Genomic DNA, 23,833 nt, shown 5'->3' on the forward strand with positions numbered 1-23,833 from the left:
ATGCCGCATGAGCTTGCCACCCAATCTTGGACCGCGTAACGGAATCCTGTCCCTGACCATCAAGGACAAGTCCGTGCTCTACGCCGCCTACATGCCCTTCATCAAGAATGGTGGCTTGTTCATTCCCACGGCCAAGAGCTACAAGCTCGGTGACGAGGTGTTCATGCTGCTCAACCTGATGGACGAGCCGGAGAAGATCCCGGTGGCCGGCAAGGTCGTCTGGATCACCCCGAAAGGTGCCCAGGGCAACCGGGCCGCCGGGGTTGGCGTGCAGTTCAACGATGGTGACAACACCGCGCGCAACAAGATCGAAACCTACCTGGCCGGTGCGTTGAAGTCGGATCGTCCGACCCACACCATGTAAGCCACTCCGTATGACTCTGCGCCACCCGCGAGGGTGGCGTTTTCGTTTAACTGGTATGCCCATGCTGATCGACTCCCATTGCCACCTCGACCGCCTCGACCTGGCGGCGCATAACGGCTCGCTGGATGCCGCCCTCGACGCGGCCCGCGCCCGTGGCGTGGGGCACTTCCTGTGCATCGGCGTCAGCGCGGACAATGCCGCGGCGGTTAAGGGGCTGACCGAGCGCTACGCCGATGTCGATTGTTCGATCGGCGTCCACCCGCTGGATCTGCAGCCGGGCGCCGCGCCGGTGCTGGACTGGCTGCTGGCCGAGCTGAACCACCCGCATGTGGTGGCCATCGGTGAAACCGGCCTGGACTACCACTACGAGCCGGAAGCCGCCGAACTGCAGCAGGCCTCCTTCCGCCTGCATCTCGAGGCCGCCCGGCAGACCGGCAAGCCGGTGATCGTGCACACCCGCGAGGCGCGGGCCGACACCCTGGCCTTGCTGCGCGAGGCCGCGTTGCCCCAGGCCGGCGTGCTGCACTGCTTCACCGAGGACTGGGAGATGGCCAAGGCCGCGCTGGACCTGGGCTTCTACATCTCGCTGTCCGGCATCGTCACCTTCCGCAATGCCGATGCCCTGCGCGAAGTGGCGCGCAAGGTGCCGGCCGAGCGCCTGCTGGTGGAGACCGATTCGCCCTACCTGGCGCCGATTCCCTATCGCGGCAAGGCCAACCTGCCGCAATACGTGCGCGAGGTGGCCGAGTTTCTGGCCCTGGTCCGCGGCGAGCGCTTCGAGGACCTGGCCGCGCAGACCAGCGCCAACTTCAAGCGCCTGTTCCCGCTGGCGCGGGTGGCCTGAGCGATTCGCGGCGCCGGACTTTGCCGGGCGGATGAGTTGGTCAAATCGCAGGCAAAAAAAACCCGGGTTCTGGGGGATGAATCCGGGTCAAGACCATTAGGAGTAAATCAAGATACGCGGTCCACGGTATCTTGCCTGGCGGGGCACTTGGGGGGAGATGCCGCGCACCAGTAAGCTCAAGTATTGGTCATGTTTCCCCCGCGTCCAGGCAGGTTGCCGCGCTTTTTTAAACGGATTTGGAATACCGCTACGGCTGCTGAGCACTCAGCCTTGTGCCAGCTGGCCCAGCAGCGTCACTGTCTGCTCGATCACCGCATGATCCGTATAGAAATGCGGTGAAAGGCGCACACCTTTGCCCCGTTGTGCGCAGATCACCTGCTCCGCCCTGAGGCGGGCGAACAGCTGCTGGTTATCCCAGCCGGCCAGGCTGAAGGTGAGGATGCCGGCGCGCCGTCGAGCGTCCAGCGGGCTGTGCAGGCTGACGCCGGGCAGGCGCTGCAGGCCCTGCTGGAGCAGCTGCATGCGTTGTTCCAGTTGCTCGCCGACCCTGGCCATGCCGACTTCCTCCAGCAGCGACAGGCTGGCCTCCAGGGCCATGGCGCCGAGCATGTTCGGGCTGCCGCATTCGAAGCGCCGCGCGCTGCGCGCCGGTTGCCAGTCGGTGCGCTCGTAGTCGCCGGCATGTTCCAGCATGTGCCAGCCGTATTCATGCAGGGTCAGTCGCTCGCGCAGGTCGCTGCGGCAATAGAACACGCCCAGGCCCTCCGGGCCGAGCAGCCACTTGTGCCCGTCGGCCATGGCGAAGGCGCAGCCGCTGGCCTGCACGTCGAAGGGCAGGGCGCCGAGCTGCTGGATGGCATCGATGCACAGCAGCACACCGCGGCTGTGGCAGCCGGCGCCGAGGCGCTGCAGATCCAGGCGCAGGCCGCTGGCATATTGCACGGCGCTGATCGCCAGCAGCCGGGTGCGCGGCCCGCAGGCGGCCAGCAGATCGGCCTCCGGGTCGCGGCCCTGCAGGCTGACCTGAATCACCTCGACCCCGCGCGGCTTGAGCGCTTCCCAGACGATGCGGTTGGAGGGGAACTCCTCGTCGCTGATCACCACCTGGTCGCCGGCCCGCCAGTCGAGGCCGAAGGCGACGAACGACAGGGCCTCGGAGGTGTTCTTCACCAGGGCGATGTCGCCGCGACTCGGCGCATTGAGCAGGCGTTGCAGGCGTTCGCGCAGGCGCAGCTCGACTTTCAGCCAGTCCGGGTAGTCGCGGGCGCCGAGCCGGCAGTTCTGCTCGGCGAAGCGCTGCACGGCCTCTGCGGCGCGTCTGGGCCAGGGGGCGACGGCGGCATGGTTGAGGTAACGCAGGCCGGCAACCTGGGGAAATTCGCTGGAAATGGCTGACATGGGCGATGATCCGTGCAATTTGGCGCTGAACAGGCATAATAATGCGCTTCGATTTTTCATCCTGTAGTCACTTTATGAACAAAGAACCTCGCAAAGTCCGTGAATTCCGCCGTCGCGAACAGGAAATTCTCGATACCGCGCTGAAGCTCTTCCTCGAACAGGGTGAAGACAGCGTTACCGTCGAGATGATCGCCGACGCGGTGGGCATCGGCAAAGGCACCATCTACAAGCACTTCAAGTCGAAGGCGGAGATCTACCTGCGCCTGATGCTCGACTATGAGCGCGATCTCAACGAGCTGCTGCACTCGGCTGATGTCGACCGCGACAAGGAAGCCCTGTCGCGCGCCTACTTCGAGTTCCGCATGCGCGACCCGCAGCGCTACCGGCTGTTCGACCGCCTGGAAGAGAAGGTGGTCAAGGGCAACCAGGTGCCGGAAATGGTCGACCAGCTGCACAAGATCCGCGCCTCCAACTTCGAGCGCCTGACCCAGCTGATCAAGGGCCGCATCGCCGAAGGCAAGCTGGAAGACGTGCCGCCGTACTTCCATTATTGCGCCGCCTGGGCCCTGGTGCACGGCGCCGTGGCGCTGTACCACTCGCCGTTCTGGAGCAACGTGCTGGAGGACCAGGACGGTTTCTTCCAGTTCCTCATGGACATCGGTGTGCGCATGGGCAACAAGCGCAAGCGCGACGGCGAAGCGCCGGCGGCCTAGGGGCTGTTCCCGTTTAGTTCACGGCCGCGACGGAGCCAGTTTTTGCGCGGGGCTAGGCGCGAGATGCGAAGTTTGGTCGTCCAAATAAGCTGTCGAGTAACGACGTTCCGCGCAAAAACTGGCCCGTCCCTTCGGGTTGCGCGGAAAATATCGCCATGCGTCGTTGTGGAACTTGGCAAGGGAACACCATTACCTGCGTTCCACGCCTAGCCTGGCGATATTTTTCGCAGCAACGCGGTTCGCGAACTAAACGGGAGCAGCCCCTCATGCCATTCAGCCCGCCAATGATGCGTTCTTTGCAGGCGCTGGCGGGCATATACTCCGGGCTATACCCAGCCGGAGTCGCCCATGATCGTTGACCGCCAGGGCAGACGCTTTCGCAACCTGCGCATCAGCCTGACCGCCGCCTGCAACTACGCCTGCACCTACTGCGTGCCGAACGGCAAGCGCCTGGTCGCAGCCCAGGACGAGCTGTCCGCCGAGGCCATGGTGCGTGGCGTCGCCTACCTGATCGAGGCGGCCGGCATCGAGCGCCTGCGCATCACCGGTGGCGAACCGCTGGTCAGCCCCAAGCTCGAGCCGTTCCTGCGTGAAGTCAGCCAGCTCGGCCTCGCCGACATCAGCCTGACCAGCAACGGCCAGCTGCTCAGCCGCAAGCTGCCGCTGCTGCTGGAGTGCGGCATGCGCCGCCTGAACATTTCCCTGGATACCCTCGATCCGCAGGCGTTTGCCCAGATCGCCCGTGGCGGTGACCTGGCCAGCGTGTTGCACGGCCTGGAGGAAGCGCGGGCGGCCGGGCTGCAGGTGAAGATCAACATGGTGCCGCTGCGCGGGCACAACCACGAGCAGGTCCTTCCGCTGCTCGACTACTGCCTGGAGCGCGGCTTCGAACTGCGCTTCATCGAACTGATGCGCATGGGCCACCTGGCCCGCGACGGCAATGCCTTCCAGCAGCAGTTCTATGGCATGGACGAGCTGCTCGCGCGCATCGGCGAACGCTACGAGTTCGTCCAGGCCGAGGCGCCACTGGATGCCACCGCACTGCGCTACGAGATTCCGGGGCTGGGCTTCTTCGGCGTGATCGCCAACGAAAGCGTGCCGTTCTGCCGCACCTGTTCGCGCCTGCGCCTGTCGTCCACCGGCTGGCTGCACGGCTGCCTGTCGTCGAGCAACCGCCACTATGTCGGCGACCTCCTCGACAAGCCGCGCCACCAGGCCCTGCCGGCGCTGCAGCGGCTGCTGGTGCAGGCCCTGGCCGACAAACAGGACATCGCCTTTTCCGGCGGCGTCACCGTGATGAAAATTATCGGCGGCTGATGCGCCGCCCCGAGTCAGAAAGAAATCATGTCTGCAGAGTTCCCCATCGCCTACATCGAACCGGTATTCCGTCCGCCGAGCGAAGCCCACTCGCTGATCCTGCCGGTGACCAACGGCTGCTCGTGGAACCATTGCACCTTCTGCGAGATGTACACCCAGCCACAGAAGAAATTCCGCGCCCGCGACGAGGCCGAAGTGCTCGAAGAAATCCGTCGCGCCGGCCAGCAGTTGATCGTCCAGCGCGTGTTCCTCGCCGACGGCGACGCTCTGGTGCTGCCGACGCGGCGCCTGCTCAACATCCTCACCGCCATCCGCGAGCACATGCCCGAAGTGCAGCGGGTTTCCAGCTACTGCCTGCCGCGCAACCTGCGCAAGAAGTCGGTGAGTGAACTCAAGGAGCTGGCCGACGCCGGCCTGAAGATGGCCTATGTCGGTTGCGAGTCCGGCGACGACGAGGTGCTGGCGCGGGTCAACAAGGGCGAGACCTACGAATCCAGCCTGAGTGCCCTGGAAAAGCTCGGCGAGGCCGGCATCAGCCGCTCGGTGATGATCCTCAACGGCCTCGGCGGCACGCTGCTGAGCGCCCAGCACGCCGACAACTCGGCGCGCCTGATGAACGCGGCGCAGCCGGAGTTCCTCTCCACCCTGGTGGTCAGCTTCCCCACCGGCGAGCAGCGGTTTCGCCAGGGTTTCGCCGAGTTCCAGGCGCTCGGCCAGCATGAGCTGTTCGTCGAGGTCGAGCGCCTGCTGCAGGGCCTGGAGCTGCGCGACACGGTGTTTCGCAGCGACCATGCGTCCAACTACCTGGTGCTCAAGGGCAACCTGGGTGCCGACAAGGCGCGCCTGCTGGCCCAGGTGCGCCAGGCCATCGAGCAGCCGCAGGCGGCCAGGTTGCGCCAGGAGTGGCAGCGCGGCCTGTGAGTGACTCGCGAGCGAACTGGCGCGGAAGCTGCAGTGGCCGTCTATCCGCCGGTTTTCCGTCACCGGCCTGGGAGGATTTGCGATGCGTAGCTTGATTCTGCTGCTGGCCCTGTTCAGCCTGGGTGGCTGCATGAAGGTCAGCGATATGGCCGCCGGCACCGAGTACCACCTGCGCGACGCCGGCGTGCTCGACCACAGTGAGACCCGCCGGGCCAGCAGCTGGCGCCTGCAGCCCGACTCCTTCGTGTTCATCGCCCAGAGCCACTTCGTGCCGCCGGGCAGCGCCTATCCGCGACCCAACGTGGTGGCCGAGGAAGCCTTCAATGCCTTCGTCGAGTACTTCCCGCTGGTGCGTCGCGCCAGCCGGCCGCAGGGCCTGGAAGAGGCTATGAGCGAGGCGCGCAATGCCGGCGCCCACTACCTGCTGTACAGCCGCTTCGCCGGGGCCGACGACCGCATCGGCACGCTGGAAGAGTGGGATGACCAGGAAGCCCTGGATCGCCTGGGCGTCGACAGCGGCGTGATCCAGCTGATGCTGATCGAGACCAACACCCGTTATCTGGTGGATACCGCGCGCATCCGCAACCGCGGCGGTTTCCTGACATTCTATGACCAGCAGCCCCAGGATCTTCTGCGGCCGCCGTTCGAGCAATATGCCCGCGGCCTGCTGGGCGTAAGTTCGCAATAACCGCTGGGCGCCGCATACTGATAGGCGCAGCGATGAGGAGTGAGCAATGACCGATCCGGGCAAGGCCGGCAACCTGCTGGCGCAGATTCCCAAGGGCGAAGGCAAGGGCCTGCCGCCGGTGCACTTGTGGAATCCGGATTTCTGCGGCGCTATCGACATGCGCATCGCCCGCGACGGCACCTGGTACTACCTGGGCACGCCGATCGGCCGCAAGCCGATGGTCAAGCTGTTCTCCACCATCATCCGCCGCGACGGCGACGACTACTTCCTGATCACCCCGGTGGAGAAGGTCGGCATCACCGTCGACGATGCGCCCTTCGTCGCCGTGACCCTGCAGGTCGACGGCGAGGGCGAGCAGCAGGTGCTGCGCTTCACCAGCAATGTCGATGACGAGATCAGTGCCGGTGCCGAGCACCCGCTGCGGGTCGAGCTGGACCCGCTCACCGAAGAGCCCTCGCCCTATCTGCTGGTGCGCACCAACCTGGAAGCGCTGGTACACCGCAACGTGTTCTACCAGCTGGTCGAGCTGGCCGTGCCACGCCAGATCGACGGGCAGACCTGGCTGGGCGTCTGGAGTGGCGGCGAGTTCTTCCCCATCGGTCCGCAGCCGGAATAGGTAACCCCTGTTCCGACTCGCATTCCTCCACCTAGGCTGGGTTAGCCACAGGCGCAAGCCAGCGACACCTGAACACCTCTGCTGCTCGTAGCGCTACTGCGGCAGCCTGGCGATCACCTTGATCTCGAAGTCGAAGCCAGACAGCCAGGTCACGCCGATAGCAGTCACCGTCGGGTAAGGTGCTTCGCCCCAGTACTCGGCGGCTACTTCCCAGATGGTCTCGAATTTCGAGTCCGGGTCGACCATGAAGATGGTCGTGTCGACCACATCAGCGAAGCTACAGCCTGCCTCGGCCAGGATCGCATTGAGGTTGGCAAAGGTAAGGCGAACCTGCGCGCCCAGGTCCGGCTCGGGCGAGCCATCCTTGCGGCTGCCGACTTGGCCGGACACGAACAGAAAGCCGTTGGAGCGGATCGCCGGCGAGTAGCGATGAAGCTCGTACAGCGCATGGCGCTCAGGTGGGAATACCGCATCACGTTTACGGGTCATTGCATGCCTCCATCACGGCCATTGCGGCCGGTTGTTTACGATGGAGTCACTGTAAGAAGACGGCCGGCAGCGATAAACGAGCAACACTAATCAGCACTGTTTGTAGAATCCAAACAATCCCGATCAGCCCGGAGTCGCGATGGACCGTTTCGATGCGATGCAGGCATTCGCCCGCGTGGTGGAAACCGGCAGCTTCACCAAGGCCGCCGACACCCTGCACATGAGCAAGACCAGCGTGACCCAACTGGTGCAGCTGCTGGAGGCGCGACTGCGCGTGCGCCTGCTCAACCGCACCACGCGCAAGGTCAACGTCACCGCAGACGGCGCCGCCTACTACGAGCGGGTGATCCGCCTGCTGGCCGATATGGACGACGCCGAAACCAGCCTGTCCGCCGCCTCGGTCGTGCCCAGGGGCAGGCTGCGGGTAGACGTGCCCAGCCCGCTGGCCAGCATCATCCTCATCCCGGCGCTGCCGGCCTTTCACCAGCGCTACCCCGAGATCCAGCTCGACCTGGGTGTCAGCGACCGCTACGTCGACCTGATCGGCGACAACGTCGACTGCGTGGTGCGCGGCGGCACCATCACCGACCAGTCGCTGGTGGCCAGGCACCTGGGCGATCTGCAGATAGGCGTGTACGCCTCGCCCGGCTACCTGGCGCGCGCCGGTGTGCCCGCACACCCGAGTGAGCTGGCGACGCACCAGATCGTCAGCTTCCTCGGCGCGCGCAGCCGCAAGGCCTTTGCCGGCATCATGCAGCGCGGCGAGGAACGCATCGGCCTACTGGGCCGCCCGGCCCTGGCGGTGGACGACGGCAACGCCTACCTCGCCGCCGGCCTGGCCGGCATGGGCATCCTCTGGCTACCGCAATACATGGCCAAGGCCCACCGGGCGAGCGGGGCGCTGGTGCCCCTGTTCGAAGACTGGCAACTGGACCCGATGCCGCTCTACCTGGCCTACCCACCCAACCGGCATGTCAGCGCCAAGTTGCGGGTGTTTATCGATTGGGTGGTGGAGCTGATGGGGGAGCAGGTGCCGCGCTGAATTTGAACTGTGTGCGGCGCGGATAGGTGATGTGGCGTTGCTTGAGCAGGTTTGAGGGGGGCTGTTTGCGGCCCAAAGTGGACGTTTACCTAGGCTCGATTTTGGGGTTCATAGGCGTTTACGAAACCTGGGACGATTCAAACCGCAAGCAGCGAGAATGCGGCGGTGACTTTCATCGTGAGAATGCTGACGCATCATCGTTCCTATTCTAGTCGTGAAGCCTCAACCAGCCTCCAAAGGCGCGCGTGGCCATGGGCATGAACAGGTACACCACGAGCAGGACGATACTTAGCGTGATGAGTGTATTGCTCGGCAGATAGCCGCCGAGCCAGGGAATACGATGGAACAGAGGTTGCCAAAGCAGCGGTACCAGCAGGCTCAATGGCAGGATAACGAGAAATGTCACGCAGCTTTGTTTCCAGCGTAGCGGCGGGGCATGGACAGTTTCAGGTGCGAACCAGAAGTCCTTGCCTTGAGCGATCTCCAACTGGTCACCAGCACACAGGAGCGGTTCGACCTCGGCTATCAGCTGGCGCCTCTGTTCCGAGTGGATCCAGTCTTGCAGCGGCTCTAAGCCGATGAAGCGCAGCACGCATGTGAACTGTGCCACGTCGGGTTGCCAGCTACGAACCACGTCAGCCCCGATGTGGCCTGGACACTGGCTGGCCGTGGCGATAATTCGCCGCAACCAGGCCTCGTAGCGTGATACGTGGCCTGGGCGAACCTGATGGCGCACCACCAGGGTTACGGTTTCAGGTTGCGTCTCGTTCATGCTGGATACTCTGCTGCGCGCCTTGGACCTGTCGATCCGGTGGCGCGCCAGAATGCGCGCCACCGGTCGAGTTGAGGGTCGTTAAGGCGTCATGGGGCCAGAAATCTTGTTCTAGCCGTGTAGCTTTGACGCGATCCGGGCAACGTGTTCGCCCTGATGACGTGCTATTTCCAGCTCACGGTCATCTGGCTGCCTAGAACCGTCGCCACCGGCAATAGTGGAGGCACCATAAGGCGTGCCTCCCCCTACCTTCGAGACATCGAACAGCGCTGGGGTGGTATAGCCGATCGGCACGATGATCATTCCGTGATGTGCCAATGTGGTCCAGGTGGAGGCAATGGTCATTTCCTGGCCACCGCCCGTTCCGGTTGAGGTAAACACGCTGGCAACTTTTCCAGCCAGAGCACCCTTGGCCCAGAGCCCGCCTGTCCGGTCGAGGAAGTTGCGCATTTGTCCGGACATATTGCCGAAGCGCGTCGGGGTGCCAAAGATGATCGCATCGAAATCGGCCAGTTCTGACGGTATGGCTTCGGTGGCACTTTGATCAGTCTTGCCGCCTGCTGCGGCAAAGGCGTCTGGGCTCATCGTTTCAGGAACCCGTTTGATCACAACCTCCGTTCCCGGAACGCTGCGGGCGCCTTCGGCGATCTTGTTCGCCATGGTCTCGATGTGGCCATACATGGAGTGATAGAGCACTAAAACTTTAGCCATGATTATTTCCTCTGCACGACGTGCTGTTTACATATGCGGCCCAGGGTTATGGGGGCGCTGATTAGGCTGCAGCCATCGAGGCTGCACATGTGTACGAGCGGATCTAGACGCTGTTGGCTTACTTCTGCAGGAAGTCCAGCAGGTCCTGATTCAAGCGCTGTTTGTGGGTGTCTGCCAAGCCGTGTGGCGCGCCGGCATAGACAATCAGCTTGGCGCCCTTGATCAGGGCTGCCGAGGCCTTCGCCGAGGTATCCACAGGCACGATCTGGTCGTCGTCACCGTGAATAACCAGCGTCGGCACGTCGAACTTCTTCAGGTCTTCACGGAAGTCGGTGGCTGAAAATGCGGCGATCGAGTCATAGGCATTCTTGTGGCCAGCCTGCATGCCTTGCGCCCAGAACGACTGGATCAGGCCCTGCGAAGGGGTGGCGCCTTCCCGGTTGAAGCCATAGAAAGGACCGGAGGCGATATCGAGGTAAAGCTGCGAGCGATTGTCCACCGAGGCCTTGCGCAGGCCATCAAACACTTCCATCGACACGCCGTTGGGATTGCTTTCCGTTTTCACCATCAATGGCGGAACGGCTGCTACCAGCACCGCTTTCTTGACGCGACTGGTGCCGTGGCGCCCGATATAGCGAGCCACTTCGCCGCCGCCGGTGGAGAAACCAACCAGGGTGACGTCTTTAAGATTCAGTGTCTCAATCACGGCTGCCAGGTCGTCGGCATAGTGATCCATGTCGTTGCCTTCCCAAGGCTGGCTGGAGCGACCATGGCCACGACGGTCATGGGCGATCACCCGGTAGCCGTGGTCGGCCAGAAACAGCATCTGTGCTTCCCAGCTGTCCGAGTTCAGCGGCCAGCCGTGGCTGAACGTAACGACTTGCCCGTTCTTCGGCCCCCAATCCTTGTAATACAGCTGCACGCCGTCCTCGGTCGCGATGTAGCTATTGGCATGGGCCTTGGTTACTTCGGCGAGGCTGACGTTTGCTGACAAGGTGGCGAGTGCAGCGCTAGCTGCCAGGAGGATATTGGTGATCTTGCTCATTTTTGTCTCCTCGCTATATAGGAAATCGGAATGCTTGTGTTTGAACAAAATGGGCCGCACCTAGGCATTCATCAGGCCTGGGTTGAGTGTGATCGTTCTGATCTCGGTGAAGTCGTCAAGCGCAGCCACACCATTCAGACGGCCGAGCCCCGACTGCTTGGCGCCGCCTTCCTCGGTGTCTTCGCCGAGTGCACCCCATTCATTGATCCAGACCATACCCGCTTCGATCCTGGGTGCGATCCGCAGCGCCTTGGAGAGATCGCGCGTCCAGATACTGGCTCCCAAGCCATAGATGCTGTCGTTGGCCAACGCGACGGCCTGCTGCTCCGTAGTAAACCTCTGCATGGTGACGACCGGTCCGAAAGTCTCTTCTTGGACTACTGGCATCGTTGGATCGGTGACCTCCAGAAAAGTGGGGCGAAAGAACGCGCCTTTCGACAGCGGGCCCTCGGTGACCGGCCCGCCTCGCACAATGACCTCAGCGCCGTCGGCAATAGCGCGCTCGACGGCTTTATCGACGCGTTCGACATTCTCGCGGTCGATCATCGGGCCCATTTCGCTCGACAGGTCCGACGCTGGTCCGACCTGTACTGTGCGCAGGCGCTCGGCAAAGCGTTTGCGAAACTCGTCGGCAATTCCTTCCTGCACGATCACCCGCTGGCCGGTCACGCAAAACTGCCCCGCAAACATCGTCACTGACGTCTGGAGTACGGGCAGCGCGAGATCGAGATCGGTATCGTTGAATATGATCGATGGGGTCTTGCCACCGAGTTCCAGTCCAATGCGCTTGAAGTGCGGTGCGGCGCTCAGCGCGATCGCCTTACCGGTCGCTGTGCTACCCGTGAAGCTAATGACCGGCACCTCTGGAGAGGCGACGAGATGCTTGGCGCCGTCGCCTGTTTCGTCGGTGAATACATTAATCACACCACGGGGCAGATCCGTTATGTTGGCGAAGATCTTGGACAGAGTTGCGGCGATCTGCGCGCTCTTGCCTGGCACTTTGATGATTACCGCACAGCCGGCCGCCAAGGCAGGTGCGAGTGATCGTACCGTCAGGATTATCGGGGAATTCCAAGGCACGATGACTCCCGCCACGCCCATCGGCTGGCGCATCATCAGCGCGATTCTGCCCGGTTTTGAGTCCACGACCCGTCCGGCATCAGTGCGCACGATCCCGGCAAAATAGCGTAATGACGGCGCGCAAAGATCGACTTCGAAGCTGGCCTCGCGTTGAATCTTGCCGTTTTCGGTGCAGAGGATCTTGATGAGCTCGCCCCGATTGCGTTCGAACGCGTCTGCTAGGTTGTCGAGCACGCGCGCGCGCAGCTTGCGGTCGTGTACCCAATCTGTCGCGCGCATTGCGCGTTTCGCCGCGACGATGGCCGCTTCAGCGGTTTCAACCCCCCCTTCGGCATAGGTACCGATAACCTCGTAGGTGGCAGGATTGATGGACCCACGGATCGTATCCGAGCCCACCCACTCGCCGCCGACCCAATTCAACGCATGTCTGGACGTGTGCGGGGTATCAATATTCATGACTAACTCCTAAGTCTTGTCTGTTGCGAATTGTCGGCAAGGCCTTACTCAAACGGCCTGCAATCCAATCGCGTACAGATGGAAACGCTCGCAATGATCTGCTCTCGCAACTGGGCGCCCTCTGCCGGCAGAGGCGGAGTGGTTCTCCGCCGAACCTGCCGACAAGGGTTCAGTCCTCGCGATTGAGGCCGTCAGTCCGCCCCTACCGTGAAGGGAGCTGCGTCCTTTGCTGTCTTCACGGTCCACGAACCAGACAGTCGGAACGAACTGGCAGACGCATAGGTGTCTTCCATGAACTGGAAGTAAGTCATCTTTCCGTCACGAACCTTGGCGTGAATGGAAAACGGTGAGGTAAACACCTGGTCAACCGCCACGGAGCGGTAGGTGAACTTACCGAAGATCGCAACATCCTCGCCGGACGCGATTTTGGTAGTGATGGTGAAGTCTTCGATCTTCCAGTAATCCGAGACCTGCATGAACAACGAGCTAAAGGCTGTCGGGCCCTTGTTGGTGCCGGTCCAAGGCATGATTTTTCGCAGTTCCGGATTGTCGAAGTTGAGCGAGACATAGGTTGCGTCTGGAGCCGCCAGCCTCTTTGCAGCTGCTTCAACTTTGTCGGGCGCCGTGTTGGCCAGGAATTCCATGACAACCGAAAGTGAAGCAGCAGACTGCGCTTCGCTAGTCGACTGTGCCGCCACAGGGGTGACAGTGAAAATGCACGCGGCGAGCGTACTTGCTGCAACAAGCGACTTAATTTTTGGGGTGATCATGAGCCTTCTCCGTTTCTGACTACCGTTTGCGGTGCCGCTAAATACGGGACTGTATAAACGCGGCTGGTAGTACTTGAGCAAAGGCTATGCCACCGCCATGAATCCTATATAAATACTATATTTATCAATAGGATATAGCTTGTTCAGATGTAGCTTTGATCGTGTCCGGCGTTAGCGGAGGGGACTGGATTAATCATTTGGTTAAGGCATGGTGATGCGTTGCGGATTTGATCAATGTCGCTGAGTTCCCCGTGGCAGGTAGACCACTATCGGCAGAGCCTCCCGTGAGGGCAGTCGATGCCAGTCAGTCGGCGCCACCGTCGTCGAGGATGCCACTTTTTTTCAGCCGGTAAGCCAGTGCAGGTCTGGTTAGGCCGAGCATGCGAGCCGCTTGCGAGACGTTTTGTTGAGACAGTTCCATCGCATGTCGCATAAGCCGTTCTTCCACAACGTCCAGGCTTACGTTCATTTCAAAGATCCGCGTGACCCAATCGGCGGCGCTTTGCGTGTCGGTGGCCTGAACGAGCGCGCCGTCGGCGTTGATACGGTCACCGAGCGGATTGTTCGCCTTTGGGAAGACCGCGAAGAGCGCCTCTTGCCCTATGGTTTCATTGCTGTCGGTCAGGATGACACCGCGCTCAAGCACATTCTCCAGTTCACGGATATTCCCGGGCCAGGCGTATTGAAGGCACAGCTCCAGAGCCTTGTCTGACAGACCTAGCGTGCGCTTGTGGTACTGCAGGTGAAACTTGCTTAGAAAGTGCTCGACCAGCAGCGGCAGGTCCTCAAGCCGCTCGCGCAGGGGGGGAACCTGCACCGGAAACACATTCAAGCGGTAATAAAGGTCCGCGCGAAACCGGCCTGCCTCGACTGCGTCGGCGAGGCTTTCATTGGTGGCAGCAATGACCCGTACATCGACCTTGCGGGTCCGTGAGTCTCCTACCCGTTCGAGTTCACCCTCTTGCAATACCCGCAGCAGTGTCGCCTGCGCTCTGGGCGTGAGCTCCACCACCTCGTCCAGAAAAATGGTCCCGCCGTTGGCGCGCTCGAAGCGCCCTGGACGGGTCTGATTGGCGCCGGTATACGCGCCTTTTTCGACGCCAAACAATTCGGCTTCAATCAGGTCCTGCGGAATGGCAGCACAGTTCACCGCTACAAATGCTTGCTCGGCGCGCTCGCTGCGAAGATGCACGCTCCGTGCGATGACCTCCTTGCCGACGCCCGTTTCGCCGAGCAGCAGGACCGAAATCCTGCCCTTGGCTGCCTTGTCGATCATCTTGCATACCTTCAGGTAAGCAGGTGAGCGCCCTATGCCATAGTACTGACCTTCCTGCTTCGCTAGGCTGGTGCGCAGTGAGCTGATCTGCGATTGCAATTCATACAGTTCCTCGATGATGGGGTCGGCTTGAAAGTAACGTCTGAATTCCGCAGCGTTCCCCCATTCCTCCGCGGGCTTTCCAATGATGATGCAGCGCTCATCGCCGCATCCGCGGCAACTCGTTTCCTGGATGATGATTTCACGCTTCATGAACGAAGAGCTGTACGCACATGCGTAGCCCAACAAGGACCAGCAAACCGGCTCCTCCATCAGCCCCACTTCGGTCAGACAGGTCTCGACCTCAAAGGAGTCGATCCATTCAAGCTCGCAGTAGAAGTGGCCGGTCTCCTGATCCACCTCTAGCTGAATGGGTTTCGCATTGACCATGCCCTTCAGGGAGTGCAGCTGCGGACCAACCAGGAACATCTCCAACTGCGGACTGTTTGGCCTAAGCTTGCGCGCCATTTCGGCGTCTTTGAGTCCAGATTGGTAGCCAAGCCTGAGGAAAAAACCCTTGGCGCGCTCGATCCCGAGCGTATTGATGAGTTCACGGCGGAAATTAGCCATCGCCGACACTTGCATCAGCAGCATTCGCTGTTCGCCGAACCAGATCTTGCCTTCGCTGCTTTGAAAGCGGATCTGCTCGCTCAGGTCCTGAAAGCCGGAATACGTGAGCTCCGGCTTGTAGCTGGCAACCATTGAATGACGCCTCGATGACTGTTGGTTGATTGTTTTACGCCGAATGAGAGGACCGAAAAGAGCGATCGTGCCGTCACTCGATTTTAGTCGATGGGACGCGCAGAGTCTGGGGCCCTGGCCAAGCAAAGCCGCCATGGCGCACAGGGTGCACGGAGAACATCAAAGCACTGATCGAGGTGTCAGTAACTAGGCCGACGGCGAGTGGAATGGACCCTGGGCTTTTACGTCCTCACCGCCGCTTTCCCTACCAGACGCGATAAAGCGCTGAGCAAGAAAAAGGATAAGGGGGGGAGTGCCCTGCCATAAGCCTGGAAAAGTCGACTCGCTGTTTCGTTTTTCTCGAACGACTCATTACTGCGCTTGCGAACTGGCTGCCAGCATCCGATCCCAAATTGGCGGATTGCCGATCGCTTCGCTAAGGTAGCTACTCAGCGCGTGGAGCTTGGGCGAGGTTTTTTGCGATTGACGATAGACGACAGAAATGTTGCCTCCTCGAGGAGCATAAGGCTCCAACACCTCGATCAGTTCACCGTCCACAATGGCCTGGGCGGCCAGGAATGTGGGCAATATAGCGAGCCCGAGACCGGCCTTCGCCGCCTCCATCAACTGATGGCCGCAGTTGGTGCGCATTCGGCAGCGCACGCGAAATGACTCCACTGTGTCGTTCACCGGTAGCGTCCACATTCCATGTGGTTCGCGGTTAACGTAGAGCATGGCGAAATGCTGAGCCAAGTCTTGCGGTATCTGTGGCGTGCCATGAGCACTCAGATAGCCAGGGCTGGCACAGATGATATGGCGGTTAGGCGTAATGATTTTGGCCATCAGCGAAGAGTCCGGTAACTCACCAATGCGAACCGCCGCATCAAAACCTTCTTCATGCAAGTTGACGCGGCGGTCGTCGAACTCAACGTCCAAGTTCAAGTCAGGATATTGCTTGGCGAAAGACGCCAAAATTGGCGTCAGATATCGCATGCCGAACGCCATCGGAGCTGCAATACGCAAATTCCCACGAGCAGTCGACTGGGACGTCAGAACTGCATTTTCGGCATTTTCAATATCAGCAAGAATCCCGGTGCAATGACGGTAAAAAACCTCACCAGATTCAGTCAGGCGAGTCTGCCGGCCGCGCTCTAGCAAGATGCATCCTAGGCGTTTCTCTAGTTGCTGAACGCGCTGAGAAACCATCGACTTGGCCGTGCCCAAACGACGAGCGGCCTCGGAAATACTCCCGGTGTCCGCCACTGCTACGAAAGCATGCATTTCAGATAGCTTATTCATTTCCCGACTCCACAGAACTGACTCGCATGCCTTTTTAGGCTACAGCTCAAGCGCAGCTTGGTCTGCACGATATCAGCACGAAGTTGATTTATCGGCGGCGGGATCGCTACAAGGCGGAAGCAAGCACTTGCGAACGTCTGCTTTTGCCGATTCCTGCCCCTCGACTTTCGCGCCTTGAGCCTCTCGACAACCTCTGCACAAATCGAGAAACGGACTGCCTCTAAGTATTCTGCGCGATATGCCAGAGCACCCCGCTTGGGTCGAACAGTACGAACTCCCGCATCCCCCAGGGTTGATCGACAAGGTCGCCCATGCGCACGGCAAAGCGCTCGGCCAGGCCGACTCGCTCAGGTGGCGGTGCCAGGCGTCGACATCCTCCACCAGCAGGTGCATGACGAAGTTTTCCGCCTGTTCGCGCACATAGAAGTTCTGCGGCAGGAAGCTGCAGTTGCCGTGGCGCAGGTAAGCCAGGTTGTCGTCGCGCCAGGGCATGCTGAAGCCCAGGGCCTGGTAGACGTCCCAGGAGCGGGCGAAGTCCTTAGAACCTGTTCACGATCTCTTGGCCGTCGGCCATACCGCGTTAAAAACAGGCTCGGAATGCTCATTTACAGCTCGTAAACTCCGCTTCCTCGCCGTTTTGACCAGCCGGAGGCTGTTACTGGCGTAGCGCCTTGTCTGGCTCTAGTCCAAAAGATCGTGAACAGGTTCTTGGCGGGCACCAGGGTCTTGAGTTCCACGCTGTTGAGGTTGCTCATCGGCGGTCTTCCTTGAGGTCAGTACAGGTCGTTGCGTTTGGCTGGCTTGATCACCTGGAAGAGGCTGTAGCCCAGGCCGATATCGGTGACCACGCGGGTGCAGACGGCGGGGATGGCGATCAGCGCGTGGATGAGCATGGCCGTGGCTGCATAGGCGCCGAATTCGATGCTGCGCAGGGCTGACGGCAGGGGATCGCGGCGGCTCTCCTGCAGCTCCTGGCGCAGGGCGGGCAGGTCGGGCCAGTGTTCGCTGTCGATCTTCGTGCGCATGGCTTGCGGGTAGAGGTTGCGGCTGCGGCAACCACGGCGAAAGGCGCGCCACATGCGCCGCGGCTCCAGCACCAGGCCGGTGGACAGGGCGATCAGGTTCATGGTGCCGAGCAGCGGCGAGTTGAGCATCGAGCCGGTGCCCAGTTCCCAGGCGCTGACTTCGCCCTCGCCGATGCGCCCGGTGCTGTAGCCGGTCACGATATGGTGCAGGTCGTGGTACTTGAGGTAGCGGTGGCGGGTTTCGATATTCGGCAGCGGCACCAGCAGGCAGCCGGTGTAGACCGGCACCGTGCAGGCCTGGCGGTCGGCGGTGTCGGCGAAGCCGCAGCGGCGGTAGAAGGCCGCCAGCTCTTCCTTGAGCGTCATCTTCGTTTCCTTCGGTCAGTCGGTCTCAGCGCGGGTACAGCGGCGGCAGCGGGCTCGGTTCCTGCTGGCCGCTCGGCGTTTCCGCGGCCGGCAGGCTGCGGATCGCCTTCCACAGGCCTTCGCCTTGCCAGTACTGGCCGCTCTCGCTGTACAGCGCGCCATTCAGTTCATCCAGCGCCTCGGACAGCGGCACGAAGCGGGCGGCCATGTCGGCCAGGGTTTCCGGTTGCTGGCGGGCCCAGGCATCCAGGGCCTGGCGGGTGGCCTGGCTGTCGTTGGCCAGGCAGGCGCGCTTGAGATCGTCGAGCAGGGTGCGCGGGCTGGGGCCGGTCTGCGCCGTGGGCAGGATCGCCGGCTGGCGGCGTGCCCGCCACCACAGGCCGAAGCCGAGCAGGGTGGTGCCGGCGAGCAGGGCGCAGGCCAGTTGCCAGGGCCACAATGGCGGCGCATCGGCACTCGGCAGCGGCGCCGGGCTGTCGACCGGGGCTTCGGCCTCCAGGGCCGGGTTGCTCGCCACTTCCAGGGTCCGTGCCGGCAGGCTGGTGCGCTCCAGGCGATCTGCAGCGGTGTTCCACCACACCAGCTCGACGGCGGGCAGGCTGATCCGGCCGCTGCGGTTGGCCACCAGCGCTTCGCGCTCTTCGCGGCTGCCGAACAGGCCGCGTTCGTTGTTCTCGTTGTTCAGCAGCGGCTGGTCCGGATAACGGCGCAGGCCTTCGCTCTGGCTCTGTGGCAGCGGCGGCAGCTGGGCGCTGGACAGGCCCTCGGCGCGCAGCAGGATGCTGCGGGTCACGGAGTCGCCGACCTGCAGCTTGTCCGGCTCGGGGTTCCAGGCCTCGCTCAGGCTGATGGCGCGGGCCGGCAGCCAGGGCGCATCGCTCGGGTAGCTGGCCGGCTTGGCCTTGACCGTCAGCGGAATCACCGGCGACTTGACCCGGGTCAGGCGCCCGGGGCGCGGGCCGAACGGGTTGTAGTCGTCGCTGCTGGAGCGCTCCACCGGGGTGGCGCTGAACAGTTGCGCGGGAATGCTCAGCTCACCGCTCTTCTGCGGGAAGATCGCATAGCGCACCTCGATCACGCCGTGACGCACCCCGTTGAGCGCCTTCTCGTAGGTGCGCGGCTCGCCGAGCTGTTCGACCCGGGCATCGGCGATGCTCAACTGGGTCAGGCTGATGCTGTCGGGGTACAGCGACACCGAGTGGTAGATGCGCAGGGTCAGCAGCGCCTGGGCCTGCACGTAGACGCTTTCCTGGTCCAGGCTGGCGTCGATGAAGATCGGCGCCAGCTTGCCGTTGGCGGCGCTGCCGTTGCCCTTGAGGATCTGCAGGGTGATGGCCTGGCTGCTGGCGTCGCCCAGCTTCAGCGGCGGGATCACCACGTAACCGCTCTGCCGCGGCAGCAGGGTGACGATCCAGCGGGTGGTGGCCTGGGTCTTGCCGTTGAAGGTGGCCAGGCGGTTTTCCTGGCGCGTGCTGACCACTTCGAACAGCGGCTCCAGGGGCGCCAGGTCGGGCTTGCCGAACACCGTGACATCATCCGATTCGAGGATCAGGTCGAGGCTTTCGCCTTCGCTCAGGCGGGCGCGGTCGACCGTGGCGGTGAGGCTGGCGGCACCGGCCTGTAGGGCGAAGAGGCTGAGAAAGAGGGCGCAAAGCAGGCGGCTCATCGAGACTGTTCCTGACGCTGTTGCTGTTCATAGAGGAATTTGCGCCGCAGCAGTTCGCCCGGCTCGTCCGGGATCTGCCGCAGCCACTGCTCCAGGGCATCGCGCTGTTCGCCGCCCAGGGCCTGTTCGGCACCGGCCTGGGTGGCATCGTGCGGTTCGTTGGCCGGCGCCGGCTGCTCGCCCTCGGCTTGCCCCGGTTGCGCCGCCTGTTCGGCGGCCTGCTGCTCATCGGTTGGGTCCTGGCCGGCGGCTTTGGCTTGGCTGGAGTCGGTGCCGTCGTTCTGCTCCTGCTGGTCGCCGGGTTCGGCCTGCGGCTGGCCGGCAGCGCTGGATGGCGCCGACTCGCCGCCCTGATCCTGCGACTGCTGGTTCTGCTGGTTCTGCTGGTTCTGCTGGTCGGCTTGTTGTTGCTGTTGCTGTTGCTTCTGCTGTTGCAGCAACTGCTCAACCAGCGCCTTGTTCTGTTGCGCCACCCGCAGGTCGGGTTGCTGCTCCAGGGCCTGGTCGTAGGCATCCAGCGCGGCCTCCAGCTCGTTGCTCCTGGCCAGGGCATTGCCACGGTTGTAGTGGGCGCTGGCGCTGTCGCTGAGGGCGAAGCGTTCGGCGGCAGCGGGGTAGTCGCCGGCGCGGTAGAGGGCCTCGCCCCGCCACTGCGGGTCGACGAAGCGCTCGGCGGCTTCCCGGGGCTTGTCTGCCTGCAGCAGGCGCTGGCCCTGCTGGTCCGGGCGCAGCCACAGGTCGCGCAGCTCGAAGGCGTAGCTGGGTTGCGGCAGGGCCAGCAGCAGGAGCGGCAGACCGAACAGCCAGCCGCGCCGTCCGGCACAGGCGGCCAGCAGCAGCAACGGCAGCAGCAGCCAGTGGCCCTGGTCGGCCCAGGCCGTGAGCAGGGTCGGCTCGCCATCCTCGCGCAGGGCCTGCGGGCCGTCGAGCAGGCCGAGGCCGCGCAGGTCGCGGTCGTCCAGGCTGGCCTGGCGGTACTGGCCGCCCAGTTCGCTGGCAAAGCGCCTGAGCCCGGCGCTGTCCAGGCGCGGCAGGAGGATGGCGCCCTGGGCATCCTTGAGGAAGCTGCCGTCCTCGCCGAGGATCGGCGCGCCCTGGGCCGTGCCGATGCCGAGGATGCGCAGCTGCTCGCTGCGCTGGCCCAGGGCCTGCTGGATACCCTGGCGTTCCTCGTCGCTCAGGGCGCTGGTGATCAGCAGCAGGCGGCCGCGGCCCTGGGCGCCCTGTTCGAGCAGGGCGACGGCCTTGGCCATGGCCAGGTCGGCGCGGCGCCCGGGCTCCGGCATGATCGAGGGTTTCAGTGCATCCAGCAGGTTGCTGGCGGTGGCCAGGTCGTCGGACAGCGGCACCAGGGTATGCGCGCTGCCGGCATACACCAGGATCGCGGTCTGCGCATCCTGGCGCGCGCGCAGCAGGTCGAGCAGCTTGCGTTTGGCCTGGCTCAGGCGGTTCGGCGCGGCATCCCCGGCGAGCATCGCCGGGGTCAGGTCGAGCACCACCACCAGCGGGTCGGCGCGCTTCTGGCTGGCCTGTTCGACGCGCTGCCAGCTGGGGCCGAGCAGGGCCAGGATGGCCAGCAGCCAGCCGAGGCCGAGGGCGATCCACGGCAGGCGGTTCTGCCGGGTGCGTCCGCCGGTGAGCAGCGCCGCCTGGAACAGCGCGGGCAGCAGCAACTGCCAGCGCCCGCTGCGCCGTTCGCGGTGCCACAGGTGCCACAGCAGCCAGGCGCACGGTGGTACCAGCAGCAGGCTCCAGGGGCGCAGCCAGTGCGGCCAGAGGGCGACGAGTTCCATCAGGCGCTCCTCCGCAGGCGCTGGCGCAGCTGCAGCAGGCTGTGCGGCCAGAGCTCGCCGGCCACCAGCAGCAGGCTGAGCAGCAGCGCCGCGCCGAGCGGCCAGCCATACAGGGCCAGTGCCGGGCGGGCGCGGGTAGGCTGCTGGGCGGCCGGTTCGAGGCGATCGAGGGCCGCCTGGATGTCCTGCAGTTCCTCGCTGCTGCGCGCGCGGAAGTAGCTGCCGCCGGTCTGCTCGGCGATGTCGATCAGGGTGGCTTCGTCCAGCTCGATGCCCGGGCTGATGCCGAGCATGCCCATCAGCCCGCCCGGCTGCGGATCGGCGCCGATGCCGATGGTGTAGATCTTCACCTGTTCCTCGGCGGCCAGGCGCGCCGCGGTGCGGGGCTCGATCTCGCCGCCGTTGTTGGCGCCGTCGGTAATCAGCACCAGCACCCGGCTGTCGGCCGGACGCTGGCGCAGGCGCTTGACCGCCAGGCCGATGGCATCGCCGATGGCGGTCTGTGGCCCGGCGATATTGATCAGTGCCTCGTCCAGCCAGACCCGCACGGTATGGCGGTCGAAGGTCAGCGGCGATTGCAGGTAGGCCTGGCTGCCGAACAGGATCAGGCCGACGCGGTCACCCTGGCGCTGCTCGATGAAGTCGCCGAACAGCAGTTTGACCAGCTCCAGGCGCGAGACTTCCTCGCCGTCCCACTGCATGTCGCTCTGTTCCATGGAGCCGGAAACGTCCACCGCCAGCAGCAGGTCGCGGCCGCTGGCCGGCAGCGGCAGCGGCTCGCCGACCCATTCCGGGCGCGCCGTGGCCACCAGCAGCAACAACCAGAGCAGGGCGAACGGGGCCTGCTGGCGCCAGGCCGGCAGGCTGGCGCGGGCGCGGCGGCCGCTGAGGCCTTCCAGTTCACCGAGAAAGCTGACTTTCAGCGCCGCCTCGCCGCTGTCGGCCACCGGCAGCAGCCGGCGCAGCAGCCAGGGCAGCGGGGCGAGAAAGAAGGCCCAGGGCCAGGCGAACTCAAACATGCTTGCGAATCCAGGTGTCGACGGCCTGGTTGAGGCCGGCGATGGCCTTGTCGTCCAGGGTGCAGCCGGCGCGGTAGCTGCCTTCCACCAGCACCATGTAGCGGGTCAGGCCGGCGGCCGGGCAGCGGTTGTCGAGGAAGGCCAGCCAGGCGCGCCCGCTCAAGGTATGGCTGTGGTCCTGCGGATAGTGGGCGCGGCACAGGCGCTTGAGCAGGGCATTCAGCTGCTGCAGCCAGGGCCCGGCGGGGGCGCCGTCGTAGGGCTTGTGCAGCGCGGCCAGCTCGCTCAGGGCGGCCAGGCGCAGCGGGTCGAGCGGCTGTTCGGCCTGCTGCCGGCGCTTGATCTTCGGCAGGTAGCGGCGTAGGTACCACAGGCCCCAGAGCAGCAGCGGCAGCAGCACGGCCAGCAGCCACCAGCCGGGCGCCGGTGGCCACCAGGCGACGGGCGGCGGGGCGATGGTCGGTTGCAGCTGGTCGAGCGGGTTCACGGGCGTTTCCCCGGGCGTTGCAGGCTGTTCAGGTGTTCGCGCAGCTGGCCGATCAGCTCGCTGGCGGTGGACAGCGGCAGCAGCGGCACGCCGAGTTTCTGCGCCAGGCGTTGCCAGCGCGCGCGGCGCTGTTCGCCGAGGGCGTGGTAGGCGCTGCGCAGCTCGGGGTTGTGGGTGTCCAGTTCGAGCTGCGCGCCGTGCTCGAAGAAACGCAGCAGGCCGGCCGCGGGCAGGGCATGGTCGAGCGGGTCGGAGACCGGCAGCAACAGCAGGTCGGTGTGCCGGGCGAGCAGGGTCAGTTGCTGCTCGGCGGCATCGCTCAGGGCGCGTTCGTCGCACAGGATGATCGCCAGGCTGCCCGGGCGCAGCACCTCGCGGGCGCGGCGCAGGGCCAGGCCGAAGCCGTCGCGGCCGTTCTGCATTTCGCTGTGCAGGGCCTGGTTGGCGCGGGCCAGGCGGTTGAGCAGTTGCAGCAGGCTGTGCTTGCTGCGCCGGGGCTTGATCTCATGGTGTTCGTGGTCGCCGAACACCAGGCCGCCGATGCGGTCGTTGTGGGTCAGCGCGGCCCAGCCGAACAGGCTGGCGGCCTGGGCGGCGAGCACCGACTTGAACTGCAGGGCGGAGCCGAAGAACAGCCGCCGGCTCTGCTCGACCATGATGAAGATCGGCCGCTCGCGCTCCTCATGGAACAGCTTGGTGTGCGGCTCCTGGGTGCGCGCGGTGACGCGCCAGTCGATGGTGCGCACGTCGTCGCCGGGCTGGTAGACGCGCACCTGGTCGAAGTCGACGCCGCGCCCGCGCAGCTTGGAGTGGTGCAGGCCGATCAGCGGGCTGCGCCGGGCGGGGGTGGAGAACAGCTGCACCTCGCGCACGCGGTGACGCATCTCGATCAGCTCGGCGAGGCTGACGCGGATTCCGGGTTGTGCGGGCAGGGCGTGCATGGCTTAGCGGGCCTG

24 protein-coding genes are annotated in these 23,833 nt (G+C 63.8%); 8 read left to right on the plus strand and 16 right to left on the minus strand.

Translation table 11 applies throughout. The features are described 5' to 3' along the window. Positions 1-7 precede the first annotated feature (7 nt). Positions 8-364 (plus strand): PilZ domain-containing protein, encoded by a 357-nt coding sequence (locus F3I62_RS09920; RefSeq protein ID WP_110682561.1) that lies wholly within the window; start codon positions 8-10, stop codon positions 362-364. A gap of 61 nt (positions 365-425) precedes the next feature. After that, the gene (locus tag F3I62_RS09925; protein ID WP_160489495.1) at positions 426-1,208 is read left to right on the plus strand and encodes a TatD family hydrolase; all 783 of its coding nucleotides are present in this window, start codon (positions 426-428) and stop codon (positions 1,206-1,208) included. Positions 1,209-1,472: 264 nt separating this feature from the next. Here the strand turns inward: F3I62_RS09925 and F3I62_RS09930 are convergent, their stop codons facing one another. Then, positions 1,473-2,606: an aminotransferase class V-fold PLP-dependent enzyme gene (locus F3I62_RS09930; RefSeq protein ID WP_160489496.1), complete on the minus strand. Its 1,134-nt coding sequence runs from the start codon at positions 2,604-2,606 to the stop codon at positions 1,473-1,475. Between the two features lie 74 nt (positions 2,607-2,680). Here F3I62_RS09930 and F3I62_RS09935 point away from each other — a divergent pair, with 74 nt between their 5' ends. From F3I62_RS09935 to F3I62_RS09955, 5 genes are all read left to right on the plus strand, one after another. Next, positions 2,681-3,319 (plus strand): TetR/AcrR family transcriptional regulator, encoded by a 639-nt coding sequence (locus F3I62_RS09935; RefSeq protein WP_160489497.1) that lies wholly within the window; start codon positions 2,681-2,683, stop codon positions 3,317-3,319. A 348-nt stretch (positions 3,320-3,667) separates the two neighbouring features. Continuing rightward, on the plus strand, positions 3,668-4,636 hold the full coding sequence (locus tag F3I62_RS09940; protein ID WP_160489498.1) for a GTP 3',8-cyclase MoaA: 969 nt from the start codon (positions 3,668-3,670) through the stop codon (positions 4,634-4,636). Positions 4,637-4,663: 27 nt separating this feature from the next. Continuing rightward, positions 4,664-5,557, plus strand: a complete 894-nt coding sequence (locus tag F3I62_RS09945) for a radical SAM protein (protein ID WP_160489499.1) — start codon at positions 4,664-4,666, stop codon at positions 5,555-5,557. Between the two features lie 82 nt (positions 5,558-5,639). Beyond that, a complete protein-coding gene (locus tag F3I62_RS09950) occupies positions 5,640-6,245 on the plus strand; it encodes a DUF4823 domain-containing protein (RefSeq protein WP_160489500.1) in 606 nt (201 codons plus the stop codon). Positions 6,246-6,291: 46 nt separating this feature from the next. Next, positions 6,292-6,861 (plus strand): DUF1285 domain-containing protein, encoded by a 570-nt coding sequence (locus F3I62_RS09955; RefSeq protein ID WP_160489501.1) that lies wholly within the window; start codon positions 6,292-6,294, stop codon positions 6,859-6,861. 93 nt (positions 6,862-6,954) lie between these two features. On the opposite strand, the gene F3I62_RS09960 is transcribed toward F3I62_RS09955, so the two are convergent. After that, a complete protein-coding gene (locus tag F3I62_RS09960) occupies positions 6,955-7,350 on the minus strand; it encodes a RidA family protein (protein ID WP_160489502.1) in 396 nt (131 codons plus the stop codon). Between the two features lie 139 nt (positions 7,351-7,489). Here F3I62_RS09960 and F3I62_RS09965 point away from each other — a divergent pair, with 139 nt between their 5' ends. After that, the gene (locus F3I62_RS09965; RefSeq protein ID WP_160489503.1) at positions 7,490-8,392 is read left to right on the plus strand and encodes a LysR family transcriptional regulator; all 903 of its coding nucleotides are present in this window, start codon (positions 7,490-7,492) and stop codon (positions 8,390-8,392) included. Between the two features lie 208 nt (positions 8,393-8,600). Here the strand turns inward: F3I62_RS09965 and F3I62_RS09970 are convergent, their stop codons facing one another. The 14 genes from F3I62_RS09970 to F3I62_RS10035 form a co-directional block, all read right to left on the minus strand. Continuing rightward, positions 8,601-9,164: an antibiotic biosynthesis monooxygenase gene (locus F3I62_RS09970; protein ID WP_218572823.1), complete on the minus strand. Its 564-nt coding sequence runs from the start codon at positions 9,162-9,164 to the stop codon at positions 8,601-8,603. Between the two features lie 111 nt (positions 9,165-9,275). Continuing rightward, positions 9,276-9,875 carry an NAD(P)H:quinone oxidoreductase gene (wrbA, locus tag F3I62_RS09975; RefSeq protein WP_160489505.1) on the minus strand — a complete coding sequence of 200 codons (600 nt, stop codon included), beginning with the start codon at positions 9,873-9,875 and terminating at the stop codon, positions 9,276-9,278. Positions 9,876-9,993: 118 nt separating this feature from the next. Then, positions 9,994-10,920 (minus strand): alpha/beta fold hydrolase, encoded by a 927-nt coding sequence (locus tag F3I62_RS09980; RefSeq protein ID WP_160489506.1) that lies wholly within the window; start codon positions 10,918-10,920, stop codon positions 9,994-9,996. Between the two features lie 60 nt (positions 10,921-10,980). Then, a complete protein-coding gene (locus F3I62_RS09985; protein ID WP_160489507.1) occupies positions 10,981-12,456 on the minus strand; it encodes an aldehyde dehydrogenase family protein in 1,476 nt (491 codons plus the stop codon). Positions 12,457-12,647: 191 nt separating this feature from the next. Continuing rightward, the gene (locus tag F3I62_RS09990) at positions 12,648-13,226 is read right to left on the minus strand and encodes a nuclear transport factor 2 family protein (RefSeq protein WP_160489508.1); all 579 of its coding nucleotides are present in this window, start codon (positions 13,224-13,226) and stop codon (positions 12,648-12,650) included. Between the two features lie 304 nt (positions 13,227-13,530). Then, on the minus strand, positions 13,531-15,243 hold the full coding sequence (locus tag F3I62_RS09995) for a sigma-54-dependent Fis family transcriptional regulator (protein WP_160489509.1): 1,713 nt from the start codon (positions 15,241-15,243) through the stop codon (positions 13,531-13,533). Positions 15,244-15,594: 351 nt separating this feature from the next. After that, positions 15,595-16,521 (minus strand): LysR family transcriptional regulator, encoded by a 927-nt coding sequence (locus tag F3I62_RS10000; protein WP_160489510.1) that lies wholly within the window; start codon positions 16,519-16,521, stop codon positions 15,595-15,597. Between the two features lie 605 nt (positions 16,522-17,126). Next, positions 17,127-17,276: a hypothetical protein gene (locus tag F3I62_RS10005; RefSeq protein WP_160489511.1), complete on the minus strand. Its 150-nt coding sequence runs from the start codon at positions 17,274-17,276 to the stop codon at positions 17,127-17,129. An 18-nt stretch (positions 17,277-17,294) separates the two neighbouring features. Further along, on the minus strand, positions 17,295-17,912 hold the full coding sequence (locus F3I62_RS10010; RefSeq protein ID WP_160489512.1) for a hypothetical protein: 618 nt from the start codon (positions 17,910-17,912) through the stop codon (positions 17,295-17,297). 25 nt (positions 17,913-17,937) lie between these two features. Next, complete coding sequence (locus F3I62_RS10015) at positions 17,938-19,578, minus strand: BatD family protein (protein ID WP_160489513.1); 1,641 nt, start codon at positions 19,576-19,578, stop codon at positions 17,938-17,940. Next, a complete protein-coding gene (locus tag F3I62_RS10020) occupies positions 19,575-21,371 on the minus strand; it encodes a VWA domain-containing protein (protein WP_160489514.1) in 1,797 nt (598 codons plus the stop codon). Before F3I62_RS10020 ends, F3I62_RS10015 begins: the two co-directional genes overlap by 4 nt. Beyond that, positions 21,371-22,390: a VWA domain-containing protein gene (locus tag F3I62_RS10025; RefSeq protein WP_160489515.1), complete on the minus strand. Its 1,020-nt coding sequence runs from the start codon at positions 22,388-22,390 to the stop codon at positions 21,371-21,373. Before F3I62_RS10025 ends, F3I62_RS10020 begins: the two co-directional genes overlap by 1 nt. After that, a complete protein-coding gene (locus F3I62_RS10030) occupies positions 22,383-22,877 on the minus strand; it encodes a DUF4381 domain-containing protein (RefSeq protein WP_160489516.1) in 495 nt (164 codons plus the stop codon). Before F3I62_RS10030 ends, F3I62_RS10025 begins: the two co-directional genes overlap by 8 nt. Continuing rightward, positions 22,874-23,818: a DUF58 domain-containing protein gene (locus tag F3I62_RS10035; RefSeq protein WP_160489517.1), complete on the minus strand. Its 945-nt coding sequence runs from the start codon at positions 23,816-23,818 to the stop codon at positions 22,874-22,876. The genes F3I62_RS10030 and F3I62_RS10035 overlap by 4 nt, the downstream gene beginning before the upstream one ends. Between the last annotated feature and the right edge of the window lie 15 nt (positions 23,819-23,833).

The sequence above is a fragment of the Pseudomonas sp. R-28-1W-6 genome (assembly GCF_009799925.1).
Lineage (GTDB): Bacteria > Pseudomonadota > Gammaproteobacteria > Pseudomonadales > Pseudomonadaceae > Aquipseudomonas.